The organism is Rhizobium sp. LC145 (genome assembly GCF_001005825.1).
GTDB lineage: Bacteria > Pseudomonadota > Alphaproteobacteria > Rhizobiales > Rhizobiaceae > Neorhizobium.
Genome location: NZ_LBHV01000001.1, coordinates 494058 through 514439, shown reverse-complemented (window position 1 = coordinate 514439; position 20382 = coordinate 494058). Strand labels below are relative to the sequence as shown.

General features: G+C 60.8%; 24 protein-coding genes, 1 tRNA gene and 1 riboswitch. Of the genes, 17 read left to right on the top strand and 8 right to left on the bottom strand.

Annotation, left to right across the window (positions count from 1 at the left end):
* Nucleotides 1-113 precede the first annotated feature (113 nt).
* Both YH62_RS02645 and YH62_RS02640 read left to right on the top strand, forming a co-directional pair.
* Nucleotides 114-521, top strand: a complete 408-nt coding sequence (locus tag YH62_RS02645) for a helix-turn-helix domain-containing protein (protein WP_046792583.1) — start codon at nt 114-116, stop codon at nt 519-521.
* Between the two features lie 35 nt (nt 522-556).
* Complete coding sequence (locus YH62_RS02640) at nt 557-1141, top strand: AAA family ATPase (RefSeq protein ID WP_046792582.1); 585 nt, start codon at nt 557-559, stop codon at nt 1139-1141.
* A gap of 55 nt (nt 1142-1196) precedes the next feature.
* On the opposite strand, the gene YH62_RS02635 is transcribed toward YH62_RS02640, so the two are convergent.
* A complete protein-coding gene (locus YH62_RS02635; RefSeq protein WP_046792581.1) occupies nt 1197-2243 on the bottom strand; it encodes an NAD(P)-dependent alcohol dehydrogenase in 1047 nt (348 codons plus the stop codon).
* A 153-nt stretch (nt 2244-2396) separates the two neighbouring features.
* Complete coding sequence (locus YH62_RS02630) at nt 2397-2777, bottom strand: VOC family protein (RefSeq protein WP_046792580.1); 381 nt, start codon at nt 2775-2777, stop codon at nt 2397-2399.
* 91 nt (nt 2778-2868) lie between these two features.
* Between YH62_RS02630 and YH62_RS02625 the strand changes: the two genes are divergently transcribed.
* From YH62_RS02625 to ilvC, 5 genes are all read left to right on the top strand, one after another.
* Entirely contained in the window at nt 2869-3780 is a 912-nt protein-coding gene (locus YH62_RS02625) for an AraC family transcriptional regulator (RefSeq protein WP_046792579.1), read from the top strand.
* A 195-nt stretch (nt 3781-3975) separates the two neighbouring features.
* Nucleotides 3976-4122: riboswitch (FMN riboswitch) on the top strand.
* Between the two features lie 113 nt (nt 4123-4235).
* Nucleotides 4236-4871 (top strand): 3,4-dihydroxy-2-butanone-4-phosphate synthase, encoded by a 636-nt coding sequence (gene ribB, locus YH62_RS02620; RefSeq protein WP_046792578.1) that lies wholly within the window; start codon nt 4236-4238, stop codon nt 4869-4871.
* Between the two features lie 190 nt (nt 4872-5061).
* Nucleotides 5062-5700 (top strand): glutathione S-transferase family protein, encoded by a 639-nt coding sequence (locus tag YH62_RS02615; protein WP_046792577.1) that lies wholly within the window; start codon nt 5062-5064, stop codon nt 5698-5700.
* A gap of 173 nt (nt 5701-5873) precedes the next feature.
* On the top strand, nt 5874-6512 hold the full coding sequence (locus YH62_RS02610) for a TetR/AcrR family transcriptional regulator C-terminal domain-containing protein (RefSeq protein ID WP_046793008.1): 639 nt from the start codon (nt 5874-5876) through the stop codon (nt 6510-6512).
* A gap of 40 nt (nt 6513-6552) precedes the next feature.
* Complete coding sequence (ilvC, locus tag YH62_RS02605; RefSeq protein ID WP_046792576.1) at nt 6553-7572, top strand: ketol-acid reductoisomerase; 1020 nt, start codon at nt 6553-6555, stop codon at nt 7570-7572.
* Between the two features lie 48 nt (nt 7573-7620).
* Here the strand turns inward: ilvC and YH62_RS02600 are convergent, their stop codons facing one another.
* Together YH62_RS02600 and YH62_RS02595 are read right to left on the bottom strand one after the other, a co-directional pair.
* The gene (locus tag YH62_RS02600; RefSeq protein ID WP_046792575.1) at nt 7621-8172 is read right to left on the bottom strand and encodes a hypothetical protein; all 552 of its coding nucleotides are present in this window, start codon (nt 8170-8172) and stop codon (nt 7621-7623) included.
* A gap of 30 nt (nt 8173-8202) precedes the next feature.
* Nucleotides 8203-8655: an RbsD/FucU family protein gene (locus YH62_RS02595; RefSeq protein WP_046792574.1), complete on the bottom strand. Its 453-nt coding sequence runs from the start codon at nt 8653-8655 to the stop codon at nt 8203-8205.
* Between the two features lie 266 nt (nt 8656-8921).
* Here YH62_RS02595 and YH62_RS02590 point away from each other — a divergent pair, with 266 nt between their 5' ends.
* The 7 genes from YH62_RS02590 (at nt 8922) to YH62_RS02560 (ending at nt 16891) form a co-directional block, all read left to right on the top strand.
* Nucleotides 8922-10148 (top strand): PLP-dependent aminotransferase family protein, encoded by a 1227-nt coding sequence (locus YH62_RS02590; RefSeq protein WP_046792573.1) that lies wholly within the window; start codon nt 8922-8924, stop codon nt 10146-10148.
* A gap of 151 nt (nt 10149-10299) precedes the next feature.
* On the top strand, nt 10300-11283 hold the full coding sequence (locus tag YH62_RS02585) for an ABC transporter substrate-binding protein (RefSeq protein ID WP_046792572.1): 984 nt from the start codon (nt 10300-10302) through the stop codon (nt 11281-11283).
* A 12-nt stretch (nt 11284-11295) separates the two neighbouring features.
* Nucleotides 11296-12990, top strand: a complete 1695-nt coding sequence (locus tag YH62_RS02580) for an iron ABC transporter permease (protein WP_046792571.1) — start codon at nt 11296-11298, stop codon at nt 12988-12990.
* The gene (locus YH62_RS02575) at nt 12978-14006 is read left to right on the top strand and encodes an ABC transporter ATP-binding protein (RefSeq protein ID WP_046792570.1); all 1029 of its coding nucleotides are present in this window, start codon (nt 12978-12980) and stop codon (nt 14004-14006) included. Before YH62_RS02580 ends, YH62_RS02575 begins: the two co-directional genes overlap by 13 nt.
* Before the next feature lie 53 nt (nt 14007-14059).
* A complete protein-coding gene (locus tag YH62_RS02570; protein ID WP_046792569.1) occupies nt 14060-15169 on the top strand; it encodes an endonuclease/exonuclease/phosphatase family protein in 1110 nt (369 codons plus the stop codon).
* Nucleotides 15166-15912 carry a DNA mismatch repair protein MutT gene (locus YH62_RS02565; protein WP_046792568.1) on the top strand — a complete coding sequence of 249 codons (747 nt, stop codon included), beginning with the start codon at nt 15166-15168 and terminating at the stop codon, nt 15910-15912. The genes YH62_RS02570 and YH62_RS02565 overlap by 4 nt, the downstream gene beginning before the upstream one ends.
* Nucleotides 15913-15973: 61 nt before the next feature.
* Complete coding sequence (locus YH62_RS02560) at nt 15974-16891, top strand: PhzF family phenazine biosynthesis protein (protein WP_046792567.1); 918 nt, start codon at nt 15974-15976, stop codon at nt 16889-16891.
* Nucleotides 16892-16994: 103 nt separating this feature from the next.
* On the opposite strand, the gene YH62_RS29315 is transcribed toward YH62_RS02560, so the two are convergent.
* The 3 genes from YH62_RS29315 to YH62_RS02550 all read right to left on the bottom strand — a co-directional run bounded on the left by YH62_RS29315 (nt 16995) and on the right by YH62_RS02550 (nt 18192).
* Nucleotides 16995-17288, bottom strand: a complete 294-nt coding sequence (locus YH62_RS29315; RefSeq protein WP_082118213.1) for a hypothetical protein — start codon at nt 17286-17288, stop codon at nt 16995-16997.
* Nucleotides 17289-17372: 84 nt separating this feature from the next.
* The gene (locus YH62_RS02555; RefSeq protein WP_046792566.1) at nt 17373-17885 is read right to left on the bottom strand and encodes a DUF2243 domain-containing protein; all 513 of its coding nucleotides are present in this window, start codon (nt 17883-17885) and stop codon (nt 17373-17375) included.
* A gap of 121 nt (nt 17886-18006) precedes the next feature.
* Nucleotides 18007-18192, bottom strand: a complete 186-nt coding sequence (locus YH62_RS02550; protein ID WP_046792565.1) for a hypothetical protein — start codon at nt 18190-18192, stop codon at nt 18007-18009.
* A gap of 163 nt (nt 18193-18355) precedes the next feature.
* On the opposite strand from YH62_RS02550, the gene YH62_RS02545 reads away from it, so the two are divergent.
* The 3 genes from YH62_RS02545 (at nt 18356) to YH62_RS02535 (ending at nt 20080) form a co-directional block, all read left to right on the top strand.
* Nucleotides 18356-19093, top strand: coding sequence for an autoinducer binding domain-containing protein (locus YH62_RS02545; RefSeq protein ID WP_046792564.1), 738 nt, complete (start codon nt 18356-18358; stop codon nt 19091-19093).
* A 110-nt stretch (nt 19094-19203) separates the two neighbouring features.
* Nucleotides 19204-19866: an acyl-homoserine-lactone synthase gene (locus YH62_RS02540; RefSeq protein ID WP_046792563.1), complete on the top strand. Its 663-nt coding sequence runs from the start codon at nt 19204-19206 to the stop codon at nt 19864-19866.
* Nucleotides 19867-19900: 34 nt separating this feature from the next.
* Entirely contained in the window at nt 19901-20080 is a 180-nt protein-coding gene (locus tag YH62_RS02535; protein WP_046792562.1) for a hypothetical protein, read from the top strand.
* A gap of 217 nt (nt 20081-20297) precedes the next feature.
* Here YH62_RS02535 and YH62_RS02530 read toward each other — a convergent pair.
* Nucleotides 20298-20373: transfer RNA gene (locus YH62_RS02530), tRNA-Lys, on the bottom strand.
* Nucleotides 20374-20382 lie beyond the last annotated feature (9 nt).

The window sequence follows — 20382 nt, the reverse complement described above, 5'->3', positions numbered from 1 at the left end:
CGGCAGCGTTGGTGAGTGTTGGTCTCAAAAAGAGACTAGCGCTAAAATAGGAATTGACCTCAGGCTGTAAAGAAGGCAGTTTCGCGGGAGATCGTTACCGGGAGGGAACCACCATGGTTCTGAGCAAAACCAGCCCGCAGCTGCAGCGCGAGGAGTTCGACATCACCGCGTGGGATATGGACAACTGCCCAGTGCGCGACGTGATCGATCGCATCGCCGGCAAATGGTCCACGCTGCTCCTGGAGGCGCTTGCTATCCGTCCCTATCGCTTCGGGGAACTCCGCCGGCTGATCCCGGATATTTCGCAGCGCATGCTGACCCAGACCCTGCGGGACCTGCAGCGGGACGGCTATATCGAGCGGGAGGTGTTTCCCACCAAGCCGCCGAGCGTGGAATATCGCATGACCGATCTCGGACGCTCGCTGTTCGAGCCGCTGTCCAAGGTTCTTCGCTGGGCGGAAGCCAATCATGCCGACGTCAAGGCGGCGCGGGAGCGTTACGACGCGAGCGAACTCGCTTGAATGCGAAATTGAATGCGAACTCGGCGGAGAAGCGGGTGGGGCAAAGACTATCGGGCATCCTGATTGCCGGGAGTTCGCATGTGGGTAAAACCACGCTCGCGCGGCGTCTCGCCGAAACGCTCGGCTGGAATATGGTATCGACCGACCGCCTCGGAAGACATCCCGGCCGACCATGGCCGAGCATACCTCAACCTGTCGCCGAATATTACGCGCGGCTTTCACCGGAGACGATCTACTGGTTTCTGAAGGTGCATCACGAAAACATGTGGCCCAATATCAGGCGGATGATCGAGTGCGAGATCGAAGCCGGGAGGCCGCTTGTCCTTGAGGGATCGGCGCTTCGGCCAGAGTTCATAGCGCCTCTTGTTTCCGATAGGGTTGCCGGGATCTGTCTCCATGCGGATGCGGATTTTCTGCGGGAAAGAATGCGGTCCGAGGCGGAATATCGGCAAGCCGACGAGCCTGTCCGCGCCATAATGGATAAGTTCATCGAGCGGTCCTTGCAGGACAACTCGGAAATGCATGAGGCTGCAATGCAGCACGGGATAACCATCGTGGATGTATCTGATCCCCAAGCTGTCGCCTGTCTTTCCGACGATTTGGTGCGCCGGGCCTCATAGAGCTTTGCGACAGAAAAAGGAGAAGGGCGGCCGGAAACCGCCCCTCTCGGTTTGATCAGGCCGCCAGCGAGGCCATGTCGATGACGAAGCGGTAGCGTACGTCACTCTTCAGGACGCGTTCATAGGCTTCGTTGATCTCACCGATATTGATCGTCTCGATCTCCGAGACGATGTTGTGCTGACCGCAGAAATCCAGCATTTCCTGGGTTTCCTTGATCGAGCCGATCATCGAGCCGGAAAGGCTCTTGCGGCCGGGGATCAGCGAGAAGGCATGAACTGGTACCGCATGCTCCGGCACGCCGACCAGAACCATGGAGCCGTTGACCTTGAGAAGGCCGAGATAGGCGTTCCAGTCGATCGCCACGCCCACCGTGCAGATGATGAGGTCGAAAGTGCCCGCGAGCTTGGTAAAGGTCTCGGCATCGCTGGTGGCGTAATATTCCTTGGCGCCGAGCTTCAGCCCATCTTCCTTCTTGGAGAGCGATTGGCTGAGAACGGTGATGTCCGCGCCCATGGCCGCGCCGAGCTTGACGCCCATATGGCCGAGACCGCCCATGCCGACGATCGCGACCTTTTTGCCAGGGCCGGCATTCCAGTGGCGAAGCGGCGAGTAGAGCGTGATGCCGGCGCAAAGCAGCGGTGCTGCGGCATCGAGCGGCAGGTTTTCCGGGATCGACAGCACATAGCCTTCCTTGACGACGATCGAGTCCGAATAGCCGCCATAGGTCGGCGTCTTTCCATCGGCCTCGTAGTCGTTATAGGTCTGCACGAGACCGGGCATGTACTGCTCGTTGTCGACATCGCGGGAAGCGCAGCCGACGCAGCTGTCGACGAAGCAGCCGACGCCTACCTTGTCGCCGACCTTGAACTTCGTGACCGACGAACCGACGGCCGCGATCGTGCCGACGATTTCGTGGCCCGGCACCATCGGATATTTCGACCCGCCCCATTCGTTGCGGGCCTGGTGGATATCGGAATGGCAGACGCCGCAATACTGGATCGAGATGACCACGTCGTCGGCATTCGGTTCGCGGCGCTCGAAGGTGAAGGGCGTCAGCGGCTTGGACGCGTCGGTGGCGGCATAGCCTCTAGCAATAGCCATGAGAAGCTCCAATCATCTGTTGATTTGAGGGAAAAGGGACGAGGCGGAATATGCATCCGGGCAGCCGATAGGTGTTAGATCGATCCTGCAAGCTTCTTGCACGATCCTGCAAAATTCATGGCGCGCTCCGTGCCAGGCTATTTCACGAAACGTCTAAGTGTTTCGGTCCTCCGGTTCGCCGATCTCGATCGCATGTCCATCCGGGTCGTAGAAACGAAAGACCCGCTGCCCCCACGCCTGTTTTTCTATGGGATGTATCAACTCCACATGCGGCGCGATGCTTTCAAAGGCGGCATCGACATCGCTGTGTTCGAAATACAGAAGCAAATTCCGTCGGCCATAGGGTTCGCCGGTGTCACGCTTCCGGTTCCAGACCGTTTGCTCGAGCGATTGACCTTCGTGGATTGCAAAGCCGGACTCGAAAAGGACGAAATTTCCGGCGTCTTCGATAATTTTCAGACCCAGCAGCTTGTTGTAGAATTCCTTGGAGCGGCTTATGTCGCGAACGAAAGGGATGGGATTGATAAAACGCATCGTTTTCTCCGTAAGCCGACTGCGGATTTGTAGAATGGCGCCGTGACGCCTAGATTGGAAGAAACCTGCGGCCATCCCAGAGCGAGTTTCCATGACGCTGCCCTTCAATCCCTATCAGGAAATCGCCTCCATCGCCGCGCGCCATACGCCGGGCGAGGGCGAGTTCGACACGGCCATCGACAATCTGTGTCTCAGCCGGCGCTCTACGCCGAGCGAGTCGTTCCACAGCAGCTATCGCCCCTGTGTGGCGATCGTGCTGCAGGGTGCCAAAAGCCTGCGTCTCGGCACGGAGACGATCAACTATGCCATGGGCGAGTATCTTCTCACCTCGTTGGATCTGCCCGTCACCTGGCGGGTGACGGAAGCAAGCCCGGAAACCCCGCATTTCTGCTTCGCGCTCGCGATCGACAGCGGGAAGCTCGCGGAGCTTCTCAACCGCATCGAGCTTCCCCGGCGGCAGGCCAATGCGGAAAGCCAGCGCGGCATCACCGTCAATGCCGCCTCGCCGGAAATCCTGGACGCGGCGGTGCGTCTGTTGCGCCTGCTCGATCGCCCGCAGGAGATACCGGCCATGGCGCCGCTGATCCAGCAGGAAATCCTCTACCGCATTCTCACCGGCCCGGACGGCGCGCGGCTGCTCAACATCGCGGTCAACGACAGCAACGGCAACCGGATCGCACGCGCCATCGCCTGGCTGCGCCAGAACTACGCCCGTCCGCTTCGCATCGAGGAACTGGCGGAGCGCGTCAATATGAGCGAATCCTCGTTCCACCATCACTTCAAGGCGGCGACGGCGATGACGCCGGTTCAATTCCAGAAGAAGCTGCGCCTGCATGAAGCGCGCCGGCTGATGCTGGTGGAAAAGCTGGATGTCGGCACGGCGGGCCATCGGGTCGGCTATCAGAGCCCTTCCCAGTTCAGCCGCGAATACAGCCGGCTCTACGGCCTTTCGCCCTTGCGCGACATGGAATCGGAATCGGTCCGCGAACCCGTCACCGCCTAGCCTTGTGGCGCTTCACGCGGACATGTCGACGATGTGTTCGTGCCCGATATCGGCAATGCTCGTCACGCCGAGCAACGCCATGTTGTCCGGAAAAATCTTCTCCGGCAGATGCCGCTGAAGGTGATTAATTCCTCGGTACAAAGCTCGGCTGTCGCAAAGCCTCTTGCAAATCACCCGCGGAAGTCATTATTTTGGAACCGTTCTCAGGGCGGGGTGCAATTCCCCACCGGCGGTATCGGGAGTGATCCCGGAGCCCGCGAGCGCTTTCACGCAAGTGGAAGGTCAGCAGATCCGGTGAGATGCCGGAGCCGACGGTTAAAGTCCGGATGGAAGAGAACAACGCCGGGTGTTTCCTGTTCGGGGGACGAGTCCGGCTTGTTCGCCCAAGGGATAAATGGCGGCTCGCAAGGCCGTGGTTTTACCGCTAACGCGGGTAACCCTTGAAAGGCACTGAAATGACAATCGCAAAAATCGAAGATGCTCTCGAAGCTCTGGCTCGTGGCCGGATGATCGTCGTCGTGGATGACGAGGATCGGGAGAACGAGGGAGACATCATCGCGGCATCGGAAACGGTGACTGCGGAGACCGTTGCGTTCATGATGAACCACGCACGCGGTCTGATCTGCGTGGCGATGGAAGGCGAGCGGCTGGATGCGCTCGACATCCCGCTGATGGTCCCGCGGAATACGGAATCCCATAAGACGGCCTTCACCGTTTCGGTGGATTACATTCCGGGAACGACGACGGGCATCTCGGCGGCCGACCGGGCAGCAACGGTGAGGGCGCTGATGGACCCGAAGGCGCAGCCGGACGACTTCGCGCGGCCGGGCCATATCTTTCCCCTCCGCGCCCATCCGAATGGCGTACTTTCACGCCCCGGACATACGGAAGCGGCCGTGGAGCTCTGCCGTCTGGCGGGCCTGAAGCCTTCCGGCGTCATCTGCGAGGTTGCCAAGGATGACGGCACCATGGCGCGGCTGCCGGACCTCGTCGAGTTCGCGAAACTCCATGGAATGCCGCTGGTTACGATCGCGGACCTCATCTCGTATGTGAAGGGTCTGCGCGGCGTGGGCGATGCCTACGCCGCCTGATCCGGCCGGGCTGAAAACGCCGACATATCATGAAAGGCCCGATCAAAGCCGGCGCAGGTTTGCGCCGGCTTTGATCGTTTCGAAAACGTCCGAAACGATCGGGCGGCCAGACGTGCATTTTTGTTCCGGCATGTCGGATACTCGTGCCCGCTCTCGTCTTTAAAAGGAGATGAATGGAGGCACGCCTGTTATGAAACTGTATTTCAGCCGCAATCCCAACCCGCGTCTGGCGGTGGCTGCTGCGCGCTATCTGAATGCGCCGGTCGAGTTTGAATACGCATCGCCGCGAGCGCCGGGGCAAGCCGAGCGTTACCGCTCGCTGAACCCGAACCTGTTGGTGCCTATTCTGCAGGGTCCCGGAAGGGCCCTTTGGGAGGCTGACGCAATCGTCTGCCGCCTTTCCCGCGACATGCGCTCGGATTTCTGGCGCACCGACGATGACGAGCCGGAGATGATCCGATGGATCAGTTGGGGCATGCAGAATTTCGTGAAAGCTTGCGATATCGTGCATTTTGAACGCGGAACCAAGCTGCGGTACGGGATCGGCCCCCTGGATCCGCAACAGGTCCAGGATGGATTGCGGCAATTTCACCGGGCCGCTGAGGTCCTTGAAGCCGAACTTTCAAGCCGGCTTTGGCTGGTCGGGGACACGCTTTCTTTCGCGGACTTCCGAATGGGTACGTTTCTGCCCTTCAACGATGCGGCGCTGCTGCCGATCGATGATTATCCTTCCATTCGCCGCTGGTATCGTCGGCTCGAAGACATCGACGCGTGGCGTGATCCCTTCCGGGGATTGGAGGCGCCGGAATTGCCGCCGCTGCCGGCCTAGCCCCAACTGACAAGATCGGTTTCGCCGGCAACGGGACGCCGCTGGAAGAACTGCCGATCAACTTCTCCCGAACCGTCTTGACGCCGGCTTGCGACTGCGTCATAAGCTGCACCCGAACCGTACCGTACGGTACGGAAATTGGAGGCCCTACAGTGATCGCCGAAGCAGGCCGCATGCCGGAATTTTCGCCCCGCCAGAATGTCGTTCTGGAGCAGGCGCTTCGGCTACTCGTGGAAGGGGGCGAAAAGGCGCTCACGACTTCCGGCCTGGCGCGCGCAGCGCATTGCTCCAAGGAAAGCCTCTACAAGTGGTTCGGCGATCGCGAAGGCCTGCTGGCTGCGATGATCGCCCATCAGGCAAGCAAGGTGCGCACCTTCGAGCGCTCAGGCGAGCGGCTGAACGCCGTATTGCTGCGCGAACATCTGGAGCTTTTCGCCCGCGACCTGTTGGAGGTTCTGGCCGGCGACGTGTCTCTGGCGCTGAACCGGCTGGCGATCGGCCAGTCCAACCGCGACGGTTCCAAACTCGGCAAGCTGCTGCTCGAGCACGGCCGCCGCCAGATCGATCGCCGCGCAATCGCGTTGATCGATGCGGGCAAGCGGGCAGGGCTCCTGCGCTTCGACGATGCCGACGCGGCCTATCACACGCTTTACGGCCTGATCGTCTCCGACCTGCATGTGCGCATGCTGCTGGGCGAGCCGGGCCTCAAGGACAATGCACGCCAGGCGCAGAAGGCGGTCGACGCCTTCCTGACGCTGCACGGCACGCAGAAGGATTCGGGGGAGGCGCTCCGCGCCGCCTCGGGACGATGAACATCATCAACAAGCGACACGCATAGGGAAGGAAAAAACGATGCGCGTTTATTACGATCGGGATGCCGATATCAACCTCATCAAATCGAAGAACGTCGCCGTCATCGGCTACGGTTCGCAGGGCCGCGCGCATGCGCTGAACCTCAAGGATTCGGGCGCCAAGAACCTGGCGATCGCGCTGAAGGCCGGTTCGCCGACCGTCAAGAAGGCCGAGGCCGATGGCTTCAAGGTCATGACGGTTGCCGAAGCCGCCAAGTGGGCCGACCTGATGATGATGGCGACCCCGGACGAACTGCAGGCCGATATCTACAAGGCTGAAATCGCTCCGAACATCCGCGACGGCGCTGCAATCGCCTTCGCCCACGGCCTGAACGTGCATTTCGGCCTGATCGAGCCGAAGGCATCGGTCGACGTCGTCATGATCGCGCCGAAGGGCCCGGGCCACACGGTTCGCGGCGAATACCAGAAGGGCGGCGGCGTGCCGTGCCTGGTCGCCGTTCATCAGAACGCTTCCGGCAATGCTCTTGAACTCGCTCTCTCCTACGCCTGCGGCGTCGGCGGCGGCCGTTCGGGCATCATCGAGACCAACTTCAAGGAAGAGTGCGAAACCGACCTCTTCGGCGAACAGGTCGTTCTCTGCGGCGGTCTGGTCGAGCTCATCCGCGCTGGTTTCGAGACGCTGGTGGAAGCCGGCTACGCGCCGGAAATGGCCTATTTCGAGTGCCTGCACGAAGTGAAGCTGATCGTCGACCTGATCTATGAAGGCGGCATCGCCAACATGAACTACTCGATCTCCAACACGGCCGAATGGGGCGAATACGTCACCGGTCCGCGTATCATCACCGACGAGACCAAGGCGGAGATGAAGCGCGTCCTGAAGGACATCCAGACCGGCAAGTTCACCTCCGAATGGATGCAGGAATATCGCGCCGGCGGTGCCCGCTTCAAGGGCATCCGCCGCAACAACGACAACCACCAGATTGAGGAAGTCGGCACCAAGCTGCGCGCCATGATGCCTTGGATCGGCAAGAACAAGCTGGTCGACAAGACGGTCAACTAAAACAAAACTCTGGCAATCTACATCATAGGCCGGGGCGTATGCTCCGGCCTATTGATATAGGTCGCTTACAAATATGCCATTGTCAGAGAGGGTTTCGTCAGCCTTATCGAGATATTCATTTATGCAGCGAAGAAAATCCGTAAGCTTGAACATTTTTTTGTGAAATTTTTCAGATTTTATAGAGATGGCGGCATCAATTTCATCTTTGTTTCTCATGATTTCCATAAAGTCTTCTGAAATGTATTTTCCAACATCCTTAAATACATCTATTTCCACACCGTGCAAAATGTTGCCGACTATGTCCCAACAGTTTTCCTGGCCGCCCGTGTGATTGCCTCGCTCATCGGTAATCATAGCTTTTATGCGGAGGTTTTTCAGTTCGCTTGTGCTTTTTGTCATTTCAGCCAGACGTCTGACGGAAATGGCTAATATTATCAGGTCCTTTTTGCAGAGCTCTTCGGCTAAGGAAAAGTAATCACCGAAGCCGAGTATCTTCAGGCTGCGTGACGTCGCATAAGCCGCAAGTCTTGCTATCCTTTCCACTGCTTCGTCGTAAGCATGTTTACAAAGCTGTGGATTTAGCTTTAGTTTTTCGCTCATGGGGTCAGAGCTTTCCTCTGCGCAAATAGTTCACGCCGCCGGCGGAATGACGCCCTTGGTGAGCAGGAAGCAGCCGTAGAACCGCGTTTCGCCGGTCGCTATCACGCAATAGGCCTTTTTCGCCGCCTCGTAGAAGGCGAAGCGCTCGATACCGTACATGGGGGCGGACTGGCCTTCGGCTGCGTCGATCTTGGCCTGTACTTCCACCTGCACGGGCTCGAGCTGATCGGGCGCGCCCATGACCTCCATCCGGCCGACGGAGGGTTGGAGCGGGGTGTCGAGCGGCAGCACCGAGAGGATGGCCTCCATGGCGCGTGCCGCGGAGACATTGTCGATCCTGAGCAGTTTGCCGAGTGTGCTCTGGCGCGCGACCGATTCGGCCGGAAAATTGGTGTCCACGAGCGCCAGCGTGTCGCCGTGTCCCATGGAACGCAGCGCGTGCAGCACGTCGGCGTTGAGCGCCGGATCGATATTCTTGAGCATGTTTTCCTCTTGGGCCGGGCGGCCGCTTCGCTATTTGTCGGGGAACGGAAACTGGCGTCTATTTGCCGTTCTGGCAAGCGCGGGTGCAGTCTGTTTTCACGCAATTGCGGCCGCAAAACCGCTACGCACTTTTGCTGGAATGGCTCTGGTGGCATAGTGGGCAAGAGGACAAAAAAATACCTCGCCGGCCAATAGGTCAGTATTGCTGACCTGTCGATCTTTCTGTAAAGAAAGACGATAGAAAATTGAAATAAGAGGAAACATCCGTGCTTGATTGGGAACATATCTTTGCGACGCGCTCCAGTCGCATGCGTGCGTCCGAAATCCGTGAGCTCCTGAAGCTGCTCGAGCGTCCCGACATCATCTCCTTCGCAGGCGGCATTCCCGACCCGGCGCTCTTTCCCGATCAGGAATTCAAGCAGGCCTATTCGGATATCTTTTCCGGCCCCCAGGTGAATGCCGCGCTCCAGTATTCGGTGAGCGAGGGCTACAAGCCGCTGCGCGAATGGCTGGTCGGCGAGATGGCCAAGATCGGCATCCCTTGCGCGGTCGAAAACGTCTTCATCACGTCGGGCTCGCAGCAGGCGCTGGATTATCTCGGCAAGCTCTTCCTATCGCCGAAGGATACCGCGCTCGTCACTTGGCCGACCTATCTCGGCGCACTGCAGGCTTTCAACGCCTACGAGCCGACTTATGACCAGCTTTCCTTCGGCAACCGCACGCCGGCCGCGTATCAGGAGGCTGCGGCCAAAGCAGGCGGCGCGGTGAAGTTCGCCTATCTCTCGGCCGATTTCGCCAATCCGACCGGCGAGACGGTGGATCGGGCAGGGCGCGAAAAGCTGCTCGGCCTTGCCGATGAGCTCGACATCGCGGTCATCGAGGATGCGGCCTACCAGTCGCTGCGCTACGATGGCGAAGCGGTCCCGCCGATCCTGGCGCTCGACATCGCCCGCAAGGGCGGCATCGAGAACACCCGCACCATCTATTGCGGAAGCTTCTCCAAGACCCTTGCTCCCGGTCTTCGCGTCGGCTTCGTGGTCGCCGCCATGCCGGTCATCCGCAAGCTGGTGCTGATGAAGCAGGCGGCCGACCTGCATTCCTCGACCATCAACCAGATCGCCATCGAACATGTCGCGACGCGCGGCTTCGACGCGCAGGTGGCCAAGATCAAGACAGCCTACAGCGCCCGCCGTGACGCCATGTTGGCCGCGCTCGCCAAGTACATGCCGAAGGGCACGAGCTGGACGAAGCCGGAAGGCGGCATGTTCGTCTGGGTCACCGTTCCGGCGGGCCTCGACGGCGCCGAGCTTCTCGCCCGCTCGATCGAGACGGAGAAGGTCGCTTTCGTGCCGGGCCAGGCCTTCTTCGCCGACCGCTCGGGCGCGAATACCCTGCGGCTCTCCTTCTCCTGCGCCGACGAGGCGATGATCGAGGAAGGCATCCAGCGGCTCGGCCGCCTCATCGGCAACGCGCTTTCCGCCGCCGCTGCCTGATCAGGTCGCTTACAAAGTTCAAAGCCCTGTCTCCACTCGGTGACGGGGCTTTTTTATTGCGGATAGTCTTTCTGCGGGGCTGGTCGCGACTGTCACATACCTGTCAGATCGATCGTGTTTAAGCGGTTATCCATTCAGAAGGACTGCTCAGATGAAAAAGCTTCTCTCCGCCTTCACCGCGCTCGTCGCGCTTGGCCTTGTCGCGGGTGCCGCGCAAGCCGCCGACCTCGTGCTCTACACCAGCCAGCCGAACGAGGATGCCCAGGCGACCGTCGATGGCTTCAAGGCCGCCAACCCGGATATCGACGTCGAATGGGTTCGCGACGGCACGCCGCAGATCATGGCGAAGCTGAATGCGGAGATCCAGGCCGGCAACCCGATGGCCGACGTTCTGCTGATCGCCGATACCGTCACGCTGGAACGCATGAAGCAGGCTGGCCAGCTTCTCGCCTACAAGTCGCCGGAAGCCGCCAATTTCGACGCTGCTCTCTATGACGCCGACGGCTACTACCATTCCACCAAGCTCATCACCACCGGCATCATGTACAACACCCAGGCCGGCATGAAGCCGACGAGCTGGGCCGATCTCGCCAAGCCGGAAGCCAAGGGCCTGGTCGCCATGCCGAGCCCGCTCGCTTCGGGTGCTGCGCTCATCCACGCCCAGACGCTTGCCGGTGTCGACGGCCTCGGCTGGGATTATTACAAGCAGCTCAAGGATAACGGCGCCGTCGCTGCCGGCGGCAATGGCGGCGTGCTGAAGGCGGTCGCATCGGGCGAGAAAGCTTATGGGGTGGTCGTCGACTACCTGCCGATCCGCGAGAAGGCGAAGGGCGCGCCGGTGGAGTTCGTCTTCCCGACGGAGGGCGTCTCGGCCGTTACCGAGCCCGCGGCGATCCTTTCCTCCACCAAGCATGCCGATGCCGCCAGGAAGTTCATCGACTATCTGCTGTCGGAAAACGGCCAGAAGATCGCCGCCAAGCTCGGCTACATCCCGGCCCGCAACGGCATCGATCTGCCGGCCGGCTATCCCGCCCGCGAAGAGATCAAGGTATTGCCGATCAACGCGGCCGAAGCTCTCAAGGCTTCCGAAGAGGATGTGAAGACCTTTTCGGATATCTTCGGCATCAAGGGCTGATATAGAGAGCGCATGACGCGATCCGGAAATCCGGGAAACAGCCAGCCGCGCTGGCTGTTTCCTTTTGTCGTCACCGTCGTCTTCTTCCTGAGCGTGCTGCCGCTCGGCAGGCTGGCGGCGACGGGGCTTGCTTCGGCGTTCGAAGGCGGGGCTGCGAAGCTCTTGTCCGATCCGGCACTCTGGCGGTCGGTTTACGATACGCTCGTCACGTCCTTCCTCGGCATGATCGCCGCGGTGATCCTCGGCGGCGGTTTCGCGCTCTTGCTGACGCTCTTCGACATTCGGGCGAAGGCGCTGCTCGGTTTCCTCTTCATGCTGCCGATGATGATCCCGCCGCAGGTGACGGCGCTCTCCTGGATCGGCATGACGGGGCCTTCGAGCGCGCTTCTGAAGGCGCTGGGGCTCGCGCCGCCGCTCGGCAGCCCACAGCCGCTCTATTCGATCGGCGGCATAGCGCTGCTCTTCGGCGTGCAGCATGCGCCGCTCGTCTATCTTTCGCTGCGGGCCGGGCTGCTTGCCCTGCCGCGCGATGCGGTGGAAGCGGCAAGGCTTTCCGGCGCGTCGTCGCGCCGGGTGCTCATCGATATCATCCTGCCGCTGTCGCTGCCGGGGCTCGTGGCCGGTGCGGCGATCGCCTTCGTCTCGGGCGTCGGCAATTTCGGCATTCCGGCGATCCTCGGTATCCCCGCCTCGATCTACACGCTGCCGGTGCTGATCTATTCGAAATTCGCAAGCTTCGGTCCCGGCACCTTCGGCGACGTATCGCTCATCTCCGCGCTGATCGCGATTATCTCGATCATCGGACTTTCCGTGGAAAGCCGGGTTCTCAAGGGGAGGGATTATCGCGTGATCGGCCTTTCCGGGCAGGTCGCGGTTTTCCGGCTGGGCGGCTGGCGGGTGTTTGCCGAAGCGCTGCTCTGGCTCGTCATCCTGTTGATCCTGGTGATGCCGCTGACGGCGCTCGTCGCAAGTTCCTTGGCACCGGCCTATGGCGTGCCGCTGAGCGCCAAGACCGTGACCATCCACGCCTACGAGGAAATCCTCTTCCGTCAGTCGGTGACGCGCACCGCGTTTTCCAATTCCATTTTTCTCTCCGTTTCGACCGCTTTCGGTCTCCTGGCGGTGACGGTGCTGACCGGCTATTTCCTCGTGCGCACGAAGAGCCGGCTTGCCGGCCTCATCACCGCGCTTGCGGAAATTCCCTACGCGCTTCCGGGCATCGTGCTGGCCGTCGCCTTCATCCTGCTCTTCGCCGCGCCGATCCCGATCCTTCGCATCTCCATCTACGGCACGATCTGGATCATCCTGATCGCCTACTTCTCCAGTTTCTTCGCCGTCAGCCTGAAGCCGGTGGTCAGCGCCTTCCGCCAGCTCGATCCGTCGCTGGAAGAGGCTGCACGGCTTTCCGGCGCCGGCTTCGGACGAAGGCTCGCGGATATCCTCGTGCCGCTGGTGGCGCCCGCCGCCGGCGCCTCGGTGATCCTCGTCTTCCTGATCGCCTGCAACGAACTGACCATCTCCGCGCTGCTCTGGTCGGCGGGCACGCAGACGCTCGGCGTGGCGATCTACAATCTCGATGACAGCGGCAGTTTCAATCTCGCCTCCGCTCTGTCCGTCCTCGTGGTGGTCATGGTCGTCGCCATGATGATCGCGCTGGAGCTGATGGCGAAACGACTGCCGAAGGGAGTGGTGCCTTGGCGAAGCTGATCCTCAATCGTGTCTCCAAGGCCTTCGGCTCGGGAAAACCGGCCGTGAACGATCTGTCGCTGACCGTGCGAGAAGGCGGCTTCCTGGCGCTGCTTGGCCCCTCCGGCTGCGGCAAGACGACGGTGCTGAGGATGATCGCCGGTTTCGAGCAGCCGACCGATGGCTCCATCCTGCTCGGCGAGCGGGTGCTCGCGGATGCCGGGGAGATGATTCCGCCGGAAAGCCGCAACATGGCGATGGTCTTCCAGTCCTATGCGCTCTGGCCGCATATGAGCGTCGCCGACAATGTCGGCTATCCGCTCAAGGTGCGCGGCATTTCCGGCGAGAGGCGGCAGAAGAAGATCGGCGAGGCGCTTGCCGCCGTTCGCCTGGAAAACTTCGCGGACCGCCGGCCGGCCGATCTTTCCGGCGGTCAGCGGCAGCGCGTGGCGCTGGCCCGCTGCCTTGTCACCGAGCCGGATGTCGTGCTTCTCGACGAGCCGCTCGCCAATCTCGACCGGCATCTGCGCCAGGAGATGGAGGAGACCTTCCGGGAATTCCACGCCCGCTCGGGCGCGACGATGATCTATGTCACGCATGATCAGGGCGAGGCCATGGCGCTCGCCACCGATGTCGCGGTGATGTCGGAGGGGCGGCTGCTGCAGGTAGCCTCGCCGGAGGAGATTTATGCCAGGCCGGAAGGCCGCCTCGTCGGCGCGCTGGTGGGGCAGGGAGCCATCCTCTCGCTGCCGTCACTGGCCGGTGACAACCGGCGTCTGGACTGGAGCGGCCTCCAGCTACTCTTCGATCCCGCCGAGACGAATACGGCGCATGCCGACATTCTTGTGAGGCCGCAGGATATCGCGGTGGCGGGCGGGGGGATCGAGGCCCGCGTCGTCTCCGTGCTCTTCGAAGGTGAGCGCTACGCCTTGCGGCTCGTCCTGCCGGACGGGCAGATGCTCCGGGCTTTCAGCCGCGATCCGGTGAAGGCGGGCGATGTCCTGCCGATCGTCATCCGCTCCGCTTGGAGATTGTAGCCAGCTTCGGCCCGCATGGTTATGGTGCCGTCGAAACAGGAGGATTCCGCTTCATGTCGCTGCGCCTCGGCACCTTCAATATCGAAAACCTCATGACCCGTTTCGATTTCTCCGGCTGGCGAAACCAGCTCCGGCAGGATCGGGTGCTGAGGCTCTACGACGTGCAGGACAAGGTCGTCTATCAGCAGCTCGAACAGGCGCGGCTGATCGCCGAGACCGACGACACCCGCCAGCTTTCGGCGCTCGCGATTGCGGAAGCCGATGCCGATATCCTCTGCCTGCAGGAAGTGGACAACATGCCCGCTCTTCAGGCCTTTGAATACGGTTACCTCTATCGCATGGTCGGCAACGGCTATCGCCAGAAATATCTCGTCGAGGGCAATGATTCGCGCGGCATAGATGTCGCGGTGCTGATGCGGGAGGAAACGCGGACGGGCGAGAAGATCGAGGTCGTCGACGTGCGAAGCCACGCCATGCTGACCTATCATGATCTCGGCCTCTTCAATGACGAACTGGCGCTCACCAACGATCCCTACGACAAGATCTTCAAGCGCGACTGCCTGGAACTGGAACTCAAGATCGGCGGCAAGCCCTTCTCGCTCTATGTTGTGCACTTCAAATCCATGGGCAATGCCCGCGATGGAACCGATGGCCGCACCGGAACCATGGCGATCCGCACCGCGGAGGCCAGGGCCGTCCGCCACATTATCGAGCGTCAGTTCGGCAAGGGGCGCACGGCGGACAAGAATTTCGCCATCTGCGGCGACATGAACGATTACCAGGAAAAGGTGCAGGTGATCGGCACGCGCAGGCTCGGCTACCGCTTCGAGCCGGTGCGGGAGGAGGCGAGCGCGCTCGACGTCTTCAGCCATGACGGTTTTGCTGAAAACCCCGTGGAGCGCCGCGACGTCATGGACCGGTGGACGCTCTATCATGCACGCGGACCGGAGGAGCAGCACCTCTGCCAGCTCGATTATATCTGGCTTTCACCGACGCTCGCGCGCCGCAGCGCGGAGCGCATTCCGGAAATCATCCGCGGCGGGCAGCCCTACCGCACGGTCTTCCCGCCTGGCCAGGAGGTGGAGCGCTTCCCCCGCATCGGTTGGGACCGTCCCAAGGCCTCCGACCATTGCCCCGTCGTGATGGAACTGGATCTCGAATGAATATCGAATTTTCCGATGATTTCGCCGGCTGGCCGCCGGAGCAGACCATCTTCCCGGTGGGCCAAGCGGAATTGCAGGTCCTGCCGGGCGATCATCCCCTCTATCTCGCGGAGCGGGAGGCCATCGCCGCAAACTGGGAAAAGGAAATCGCCGCCAATCCGGCGCTCTTCGACGGCCGTATGGTTCTTCACCGGAAGGTTTCGCTGACGCCCGAAGGCTTCCGCAGCGAGGGGCACGTCATTCCCTATTCCGCTTTCCTCTGGTGGCGCAAGCAGGCGAGCCGCGCCGGCGGTATCCACGTTTTCGGCTACCCCGTTCTCGAAAGTTCGGACGGTGCGCTCATCGCCATCCGCATGGGCGAGCATACCGCCAATCCGGGCCTCGTCTATTTCGCCTGCGGTTCCATGGAGCCCGAGGACATCGTCGATGGCCATTGCGACGTGGACGGCAATATGCGGCGGGAGGTGCTGGAGGAGACTGGCCTCGACCTCAGACAGGCAGAAACGGCCGAAGGCTATAACGTCTGCCGCTACCGCCGGGCGATCACCCTGTTCCGGCTGTTCCGGTTCGAACTGACGGCGGACGAGATGATCTCCCGCATAGAGCGGCATATCGAGGTGGCGGAGGAGAAGGAGATCGCTGCGGCTGTCGCCATCCGATCCGCCGATCGCGCCGCCCATCCGTACCATGTCGCCATGCTGCCGGTGCTCGATTGGTATTTCGGTGGGGGCAGCGGATCGTGACGCCTTGCGCTGGCCGATCTGCTCGGGCAGTTTGGCGCCAAGGGTAAATGAGGAGGTTCGTTTGGCGCGGCGCTACGGCATCTACGACGTCTTCACGGACAAGAGGCTTTCGGGCAACCCGCTTGCCGTGGTCTTCGACGGCGACGGCCTAGACGACCAGGCCATGCAGGCGCTTGCCAGGGAAATGAACCTTTCCGAGACGGTCTTCGTCCAAAAGGCGGAAAATCCTGCCTATGCGGCGAAGCTGCGCATTTTTACGCCTGCCCGAGAGCTTCCCTTCGCAGGCCACCCGACCGTCGGCACGGCGGTCGCCCTTGCCGGGCGCAATCATGTGGCGGCGGCTGGCAATGTGGATATCGTCTGCGTGCTGGAGGAAAATGTCGGGCCGGTGCGCTGCGCCGTCCGGCTGCGGGAAGGGGAAGCCGGCTTTGCCGAGTTCGACCTTCCGAAGAAGCCGGTGCGCATCAACCTGCCGCTCGACCGGCAAGGGATCGCCGATGCGCTGAGCGTCAAACTCGCGGATATCGGCTTCGAGAATCACGTCGCCTCCATCTGGAGTGCCGGCGTGCCCTTCCTTATGGTGCCGCTGCACAATTTGGCCGCCGTGCAGGAAATGGAGTTCGATACGATGCTGTGGGAAAAGGCCGCTCCCTTCGTGGAGGGCGGGCTCGCCTCGGCTTACGTCTATTGCCGCGGCGGCGTGCATCATCAGGCGAAATTCCATGCCCGCATGTTCTCGCCCGACATGGGGATTGCCGAAGATCCCGCAACGGGGGCGGCGGTCGCGGCACTTTCAGGCACGATCCAGCATTTCGACGCGCTTCCGGAAGGGCATCATCCGGTTCTGGTGGAGCAGGGGGTGGAGATGGGCCGTCCCTCCTATATCCATCTGCATATCGACGTGAAGGAAGGCGAGATTGCCAGAGCCAGGATCGGGGGCCAGGCGGTGCCGCTGGCGGAAGGCACGCTTCACATCTGACCTCGCTGATCTCATGCGACATCCCGACCGAAGCAGGGACGCGGGAAAACCGCCGGCTTTCGCACGGAAGCCGGCGGCTGAAGGCATATGGCTTTCGACACCGTTACGGCTGCGTATTGCCGCCCGTCGACGGAGTAGCCGGAGCCGGGCTGCCTGCAGGCGGTGCGCCAGGAGTTGCCGGAGCCGGTGAAGGCGTGGCGGGCTCACTGGTGGCCGGCGGCGGTGTCGTGGACGACGTGGTTGCCGGGTCCGTGGGCGAGTTGCCCATCTGCGACCATATGAAGGCACCGACCAGGATGACCGCAATCACGGCAATCCAGGCACCCCACATGGAACGACGCGGAGATTCCGGAGTCGTCCGGAGATCTGGCTTGTTGTCATACGGGTCCATAGTCATGTTCACTTCCTCCTTGTCCTCCCACACAATGCTCGTTCGGGGAATTTGTTCCACCACGTAAGGATGTGGCCGCCGGAAGGCGGGTCACCGCTCGGACGGGCTCTCGTGTTTGCCGACCCTTGAGAGTACCCAGCCGCCGGCAAGCATGAGGGCGCCCCAGGCCAGGAAGCCCATATCCCAATAGATCCATTGTTCGCGCGGCACCGTCTCGTTCACGTGGTGAAGGCCGAGGATCTGATGATTGATCAGGCCTTCGACGAGGTTGAACAGGCCGAAACCCATCAGCATCGAGCCGACCAGCATCTTGCTCGACCAGTAGAGATGCCTGCGATGCGCCGAACGCCAGAGGATCACCAGCCCGATCACCACGAAAATGTAAGTACAGATGTGGAAGAGGCCGTCGAGCAGGATGTTGAGCCTCAGGTTTTCGACACTGTCGGCGGAATATCCCGCGCTTGTCGCCATATGGTGCCATTGGAGGACCTGATGCAGGACGATCCCATCGAAGAATCCGCCGAGACCAAGCCCGAAGAAAATGCCAGCCGCGGTCGGAAACCGGGCTCCAGACCGGGAAGAATCGGTTCGTTGGTCAACCATGGGCGGCAAACATCTGCGGACGCAAATTGTTCCTGCATCGGAATGGCGGCGCACGAATGCCACGCCCGCGATCTGCTATGAGCGAGCAGCCGGCCCTGAAAAGCGGGGGCCGAATCGCATCCTACGAGTGATCCGGCGGCTCTTCGCTACCCGCTCTCTCGTGGCAGAGTTCCTGATACACATCGATCCAGAAGGCTGCCTGATCGAGCGATCCGGTGCGCTCGGCGACCAATGCGCGCGTGAGCGTTTCCGACCCCGCCAAATCTCCGTAGATACTCAGGGCGGCGAGAGCTTGATGCACCGTCATGGAACAAGCGCCTCCGACCGTATCGCTGGGTAATTTGCCATCATTACGCATAAGGTCTGCTAGCACGGCGCCTTCGCATTGTCACATCGTACACATGTACGAGGACCCTTGCTTGCTTACAATGCAACCGTTACGTTTCGGCCATAAAGTTGGGGCGCAGGCGATGACGGTAGATGATAGCGAGACCCTCATATACGAAAAGGCGTTTGCGGCAATAAAGTCGGCGGCCAATGTCGGGGCGGCGATCGCGGCGCTTCGGGACTGCTATGAGGAGGTCGCGCATGTGACCTATCATCATGCACAGACGATTGCGCGCGGGACGGCAGTCGACGCACCCTTCGTGCGCACGACCTATCCGGATGGCTGGGTCGCGCGTTATCTCCTCAAGGGATATGTCACGATCGATCCGATCGTGCGGGAAGGGCTCCTGCGGCAGCTACCGTTCAGCTGGACCGAGGTTGACGTCGGTCCGGAGTGTTTCGAACTCTTCTCCGATTTCCAGACGAGCGGCCTCAGTCCGAACGGCTACTCGATTCCGGTAATCGACAAGGTATCCAGGCGCGCACTGGTATCGTTCAATGCGCATCCGCATGTGACGGATTGGGAAGGCTATCTGCAACGCCACCAGCAGGACTGGGCGGAGTTGGCGCACACTCTCCACCGCAAGGCGGTGGTGGAGCTCTACGGTGACAAGGATCCCTTCCCGCAGATCAGCCCGCGCGAACTGGAAACGCTCTACTGGATCAGTCAGGGCAAGGAATCCAAAGACATCGCGATCATCCTGGCGATCTCCGAGCATACGGTGCGCACCTATATGCGATCGGTGCGCTTCAAGCTGGATTGCGCCAATCTCTCGCAAGCTGTGGCGAAGGCGATGGCGCTGCGTCTCATCCGGGGATAACCCCTCCCACATACGTACGAAGGCCTATGTGTTAGCCTCTACGTGCGAATTTCTGACAACTAAAATTTGAACCATTCTCCGCCCTGTAGACAAACGGGACGGAGTTCAAAATGTTTGTTACGATTCAAGCACATGAATATACGAAATACTCCCATATTCTCGATCAGATGTTCCGCCACCGCAAACGTGTCTTCATCGACACGCTCGGCTGGAACATACCCGCCTCCGGTGACCGCGAGCGGGATATCTATGATGAGCTAAATCCTGTCTACCTCGTCTGGTGCAGCGATGATTTGAGCCGCCTTTACGGTAGCATGCGCCTGATGCCGACAACCGGCCCCACGCTGCTCTACGACACGTTCCGGGCGACCTTCCCAGCCTCGGTCAACCTGGTGGCTCCCGGCATTTGGGAGGGGACGCGGATGTGCATGGACGAGCAGGCCATTGCTGCCGACCATCCGAACATCGACGCTGGGCGTGCGTTCAGCTTGCTGCTTCTGGCCCTTTGCGAATGCGCGCTCGCTCATGGCGTACACACGATGATTTCCAATTATGAACCGCACCTCAAGCGGGTCTATCGACGCGCCGGGGTGGAGGTCGATGAATTGGGGCGCTCTGACGGGTATGGCCGGCATCCGGTCTGCTGCGGTGCTTTCGAGGTCTCTCAGGGCATCCTTGCGGACATGCGTGAATCGCTGAACGTCGACACGCCACTCTATCGTCGGTCAACACCGGCCCGATCAGTATTGTCGCTGATGTCAGATGCCGCATGAGGCAGGCTGAGGGGCGATTTGGAGCTTTAGTGCTATGAGCATAAGCAATGATAACGATATTGGCGCCAGTATCGCTTCGGACGTACGTTCCGTTTTAAAAAAATCGCGTGCGGCGCGCTATGATATGGTGACTTATTTCTGCGGGTTGATCCTGCAGGAGCTGATGCTCATCAAAGTTGAACGCCTCGAAAAGAAAGAGGATGGGGTTGCATAGATTTTTCCCCTGCGGCTGATGGATAGTTTCAAACAGCCTCCTCTAAGCCGGAGGCTGCTTTGCAGACATGTTGGACCGTCTGCACCTGGTGGACCGAATAACTTTTCGTACTGAGTTTTGTCGGGGCGTCGCCTGATGGCATGTGGAAAGGCACGAGGACGGGCTTCCAATCCGTTGAAAGCACGCTTGAACGTCTGTCTCTAACCTGTTGAAATGATGGTGGGTGATGTAGGGCTCGAACCTACGACCCGCTGATTAAGAGTCAGCTGCTCTACCAACTGAGCTAATCACCCAAGATCCAT

Coding starts and splice junctions, on each gene's coding strand:
- YH62_RS02535 (WP_046792562.1), top strand. CDS start 19,901: ATGAGCATAAGCAATGATAACGATATTGGCGCCAGTATCGCTTCGGAC.
- YH62_RS02570 (WP_046792569.1), top strand. CDS start 14,060: ATGTCGCTGCGCCTCGGCACCTTCAATATCGAAAACCTCATGACCCGT.
- YH62_RS02625 (WP_046792579.1), top strand. CDS start 2,869: ATGACGCTGCCCTTCAATCCCTATCAGGAAATCGCCTCCATCGCCGCG.
- YH62_RS02610 (WP_046793008.1), top strand. CDS start 5,874: ATGCCGGAATTTTCGCCCCGCCAGAATGTCGTTCTGGAGCAGGCGCTT.
- YH62_RS02585 (WP_046792572.1), top strand. CDS start 10,300: ATGAAAAAGCTTCTCTCCGCCTTCACCGCGCTCGTCGCGCTTGGCCTT.
- YH62_RS02555 (WP_046792566.1), bottom strand. CDS start 17,885: ATGGTTGACCAACGAACCGATTCTTCCCGGTCTGGAGCCCGGTTTCCG.
- YH62_RS02595 (WP_046792574.1), bottom strand. CDS start 8,655: ATGCTCAAGAATATCGATCCGGCGCTCAACGCCGACGTGCTGCACGCG.
- ribB (WP_046792578.1), top strand. CDS start 4,236: ATGACAATCGCAAAAATCGAAGATGCTCTCGAAGCTCTGGCTCGTGGC.
- YH62_RS02545 (WP_046792564.1), top strand. CDS start 18,356: ATGACGGTAGATGATAGCGAGACCCTCATATACGAAAAGGCGTTTGCG.
- YH62_RS02565 (WP_046792568.1), top strand. CDS start 15,166: ATGAATATCGAATTTTCCGATGATTTCGCCGGCTGGCCGCCGGAGCAG.
- YH62_RS02580 (WP_046792571.1), top strand. CDS start 11,296: ATGACGCGATCCGGAAATCCGGGAAACAGCCAGCCGCGCTGGCTGTTT.
- YH62_RS02635 (WP_046792581.1), bottom strand. CDS start 2,243: ATGGCTATTGCTAGAGGCTATGCCGCCACCGACGCGTCCAAGCCGCTG.
- YH62_RS02540 (WP_046792563.1), top strand. CDS start 19,204: ATGTTTGTTACGATTCAAGCACATGAATATACGAAATACTCCCATATT.
- YH62_RS02630 (WP_046792580.1), bottom strand. CDS start 2,777: ATGCGTTTTATCAATCCCATCCCTTTCGTTCGCGACATAAGCCGCTCC.
- YH62_RS29315 (WP_082118213.1), bottom strand. CDS start 17,288: ATGACTATGGACCCGTATGACAACAAGCCAGATCTCCGGACGACTCCG.
- YH62_RS02615 (WP_046792577.1), top strand. CDS start 5,062: ATGAAACTGTATTTCAGCCGCAATCCCAACCCGCGTCTGGCGGTGGCT.
- ilvC (WP_046792576.1), top strand. CDS start 6,553: ATGCGCGTTTATTACGATCGGGATGCCGATATCAACCTCATCAAATCG.
- YH62_RS02600 (WP_046792575.1), bottom strand. CDS start 8,172: ATGAGCGAAAAACTAAAGCTAAATCCACAGCTTTGTAAACATGCTTAC.
- YH62_RS02645 (WP_046792583.1), top strand. CDS start 114: ATGGTTCTGAGCAAAACCAGCCCGCAGCTGCAGCGCGAGGAGTTCGAC.
- YH62_RS02550 (WP_046792565.1), bottom strand. CDS start 18,192: ATGACGGTGCATCAAGCTCTCGCCGCCCTGAGTATCTACGGAGATTTG.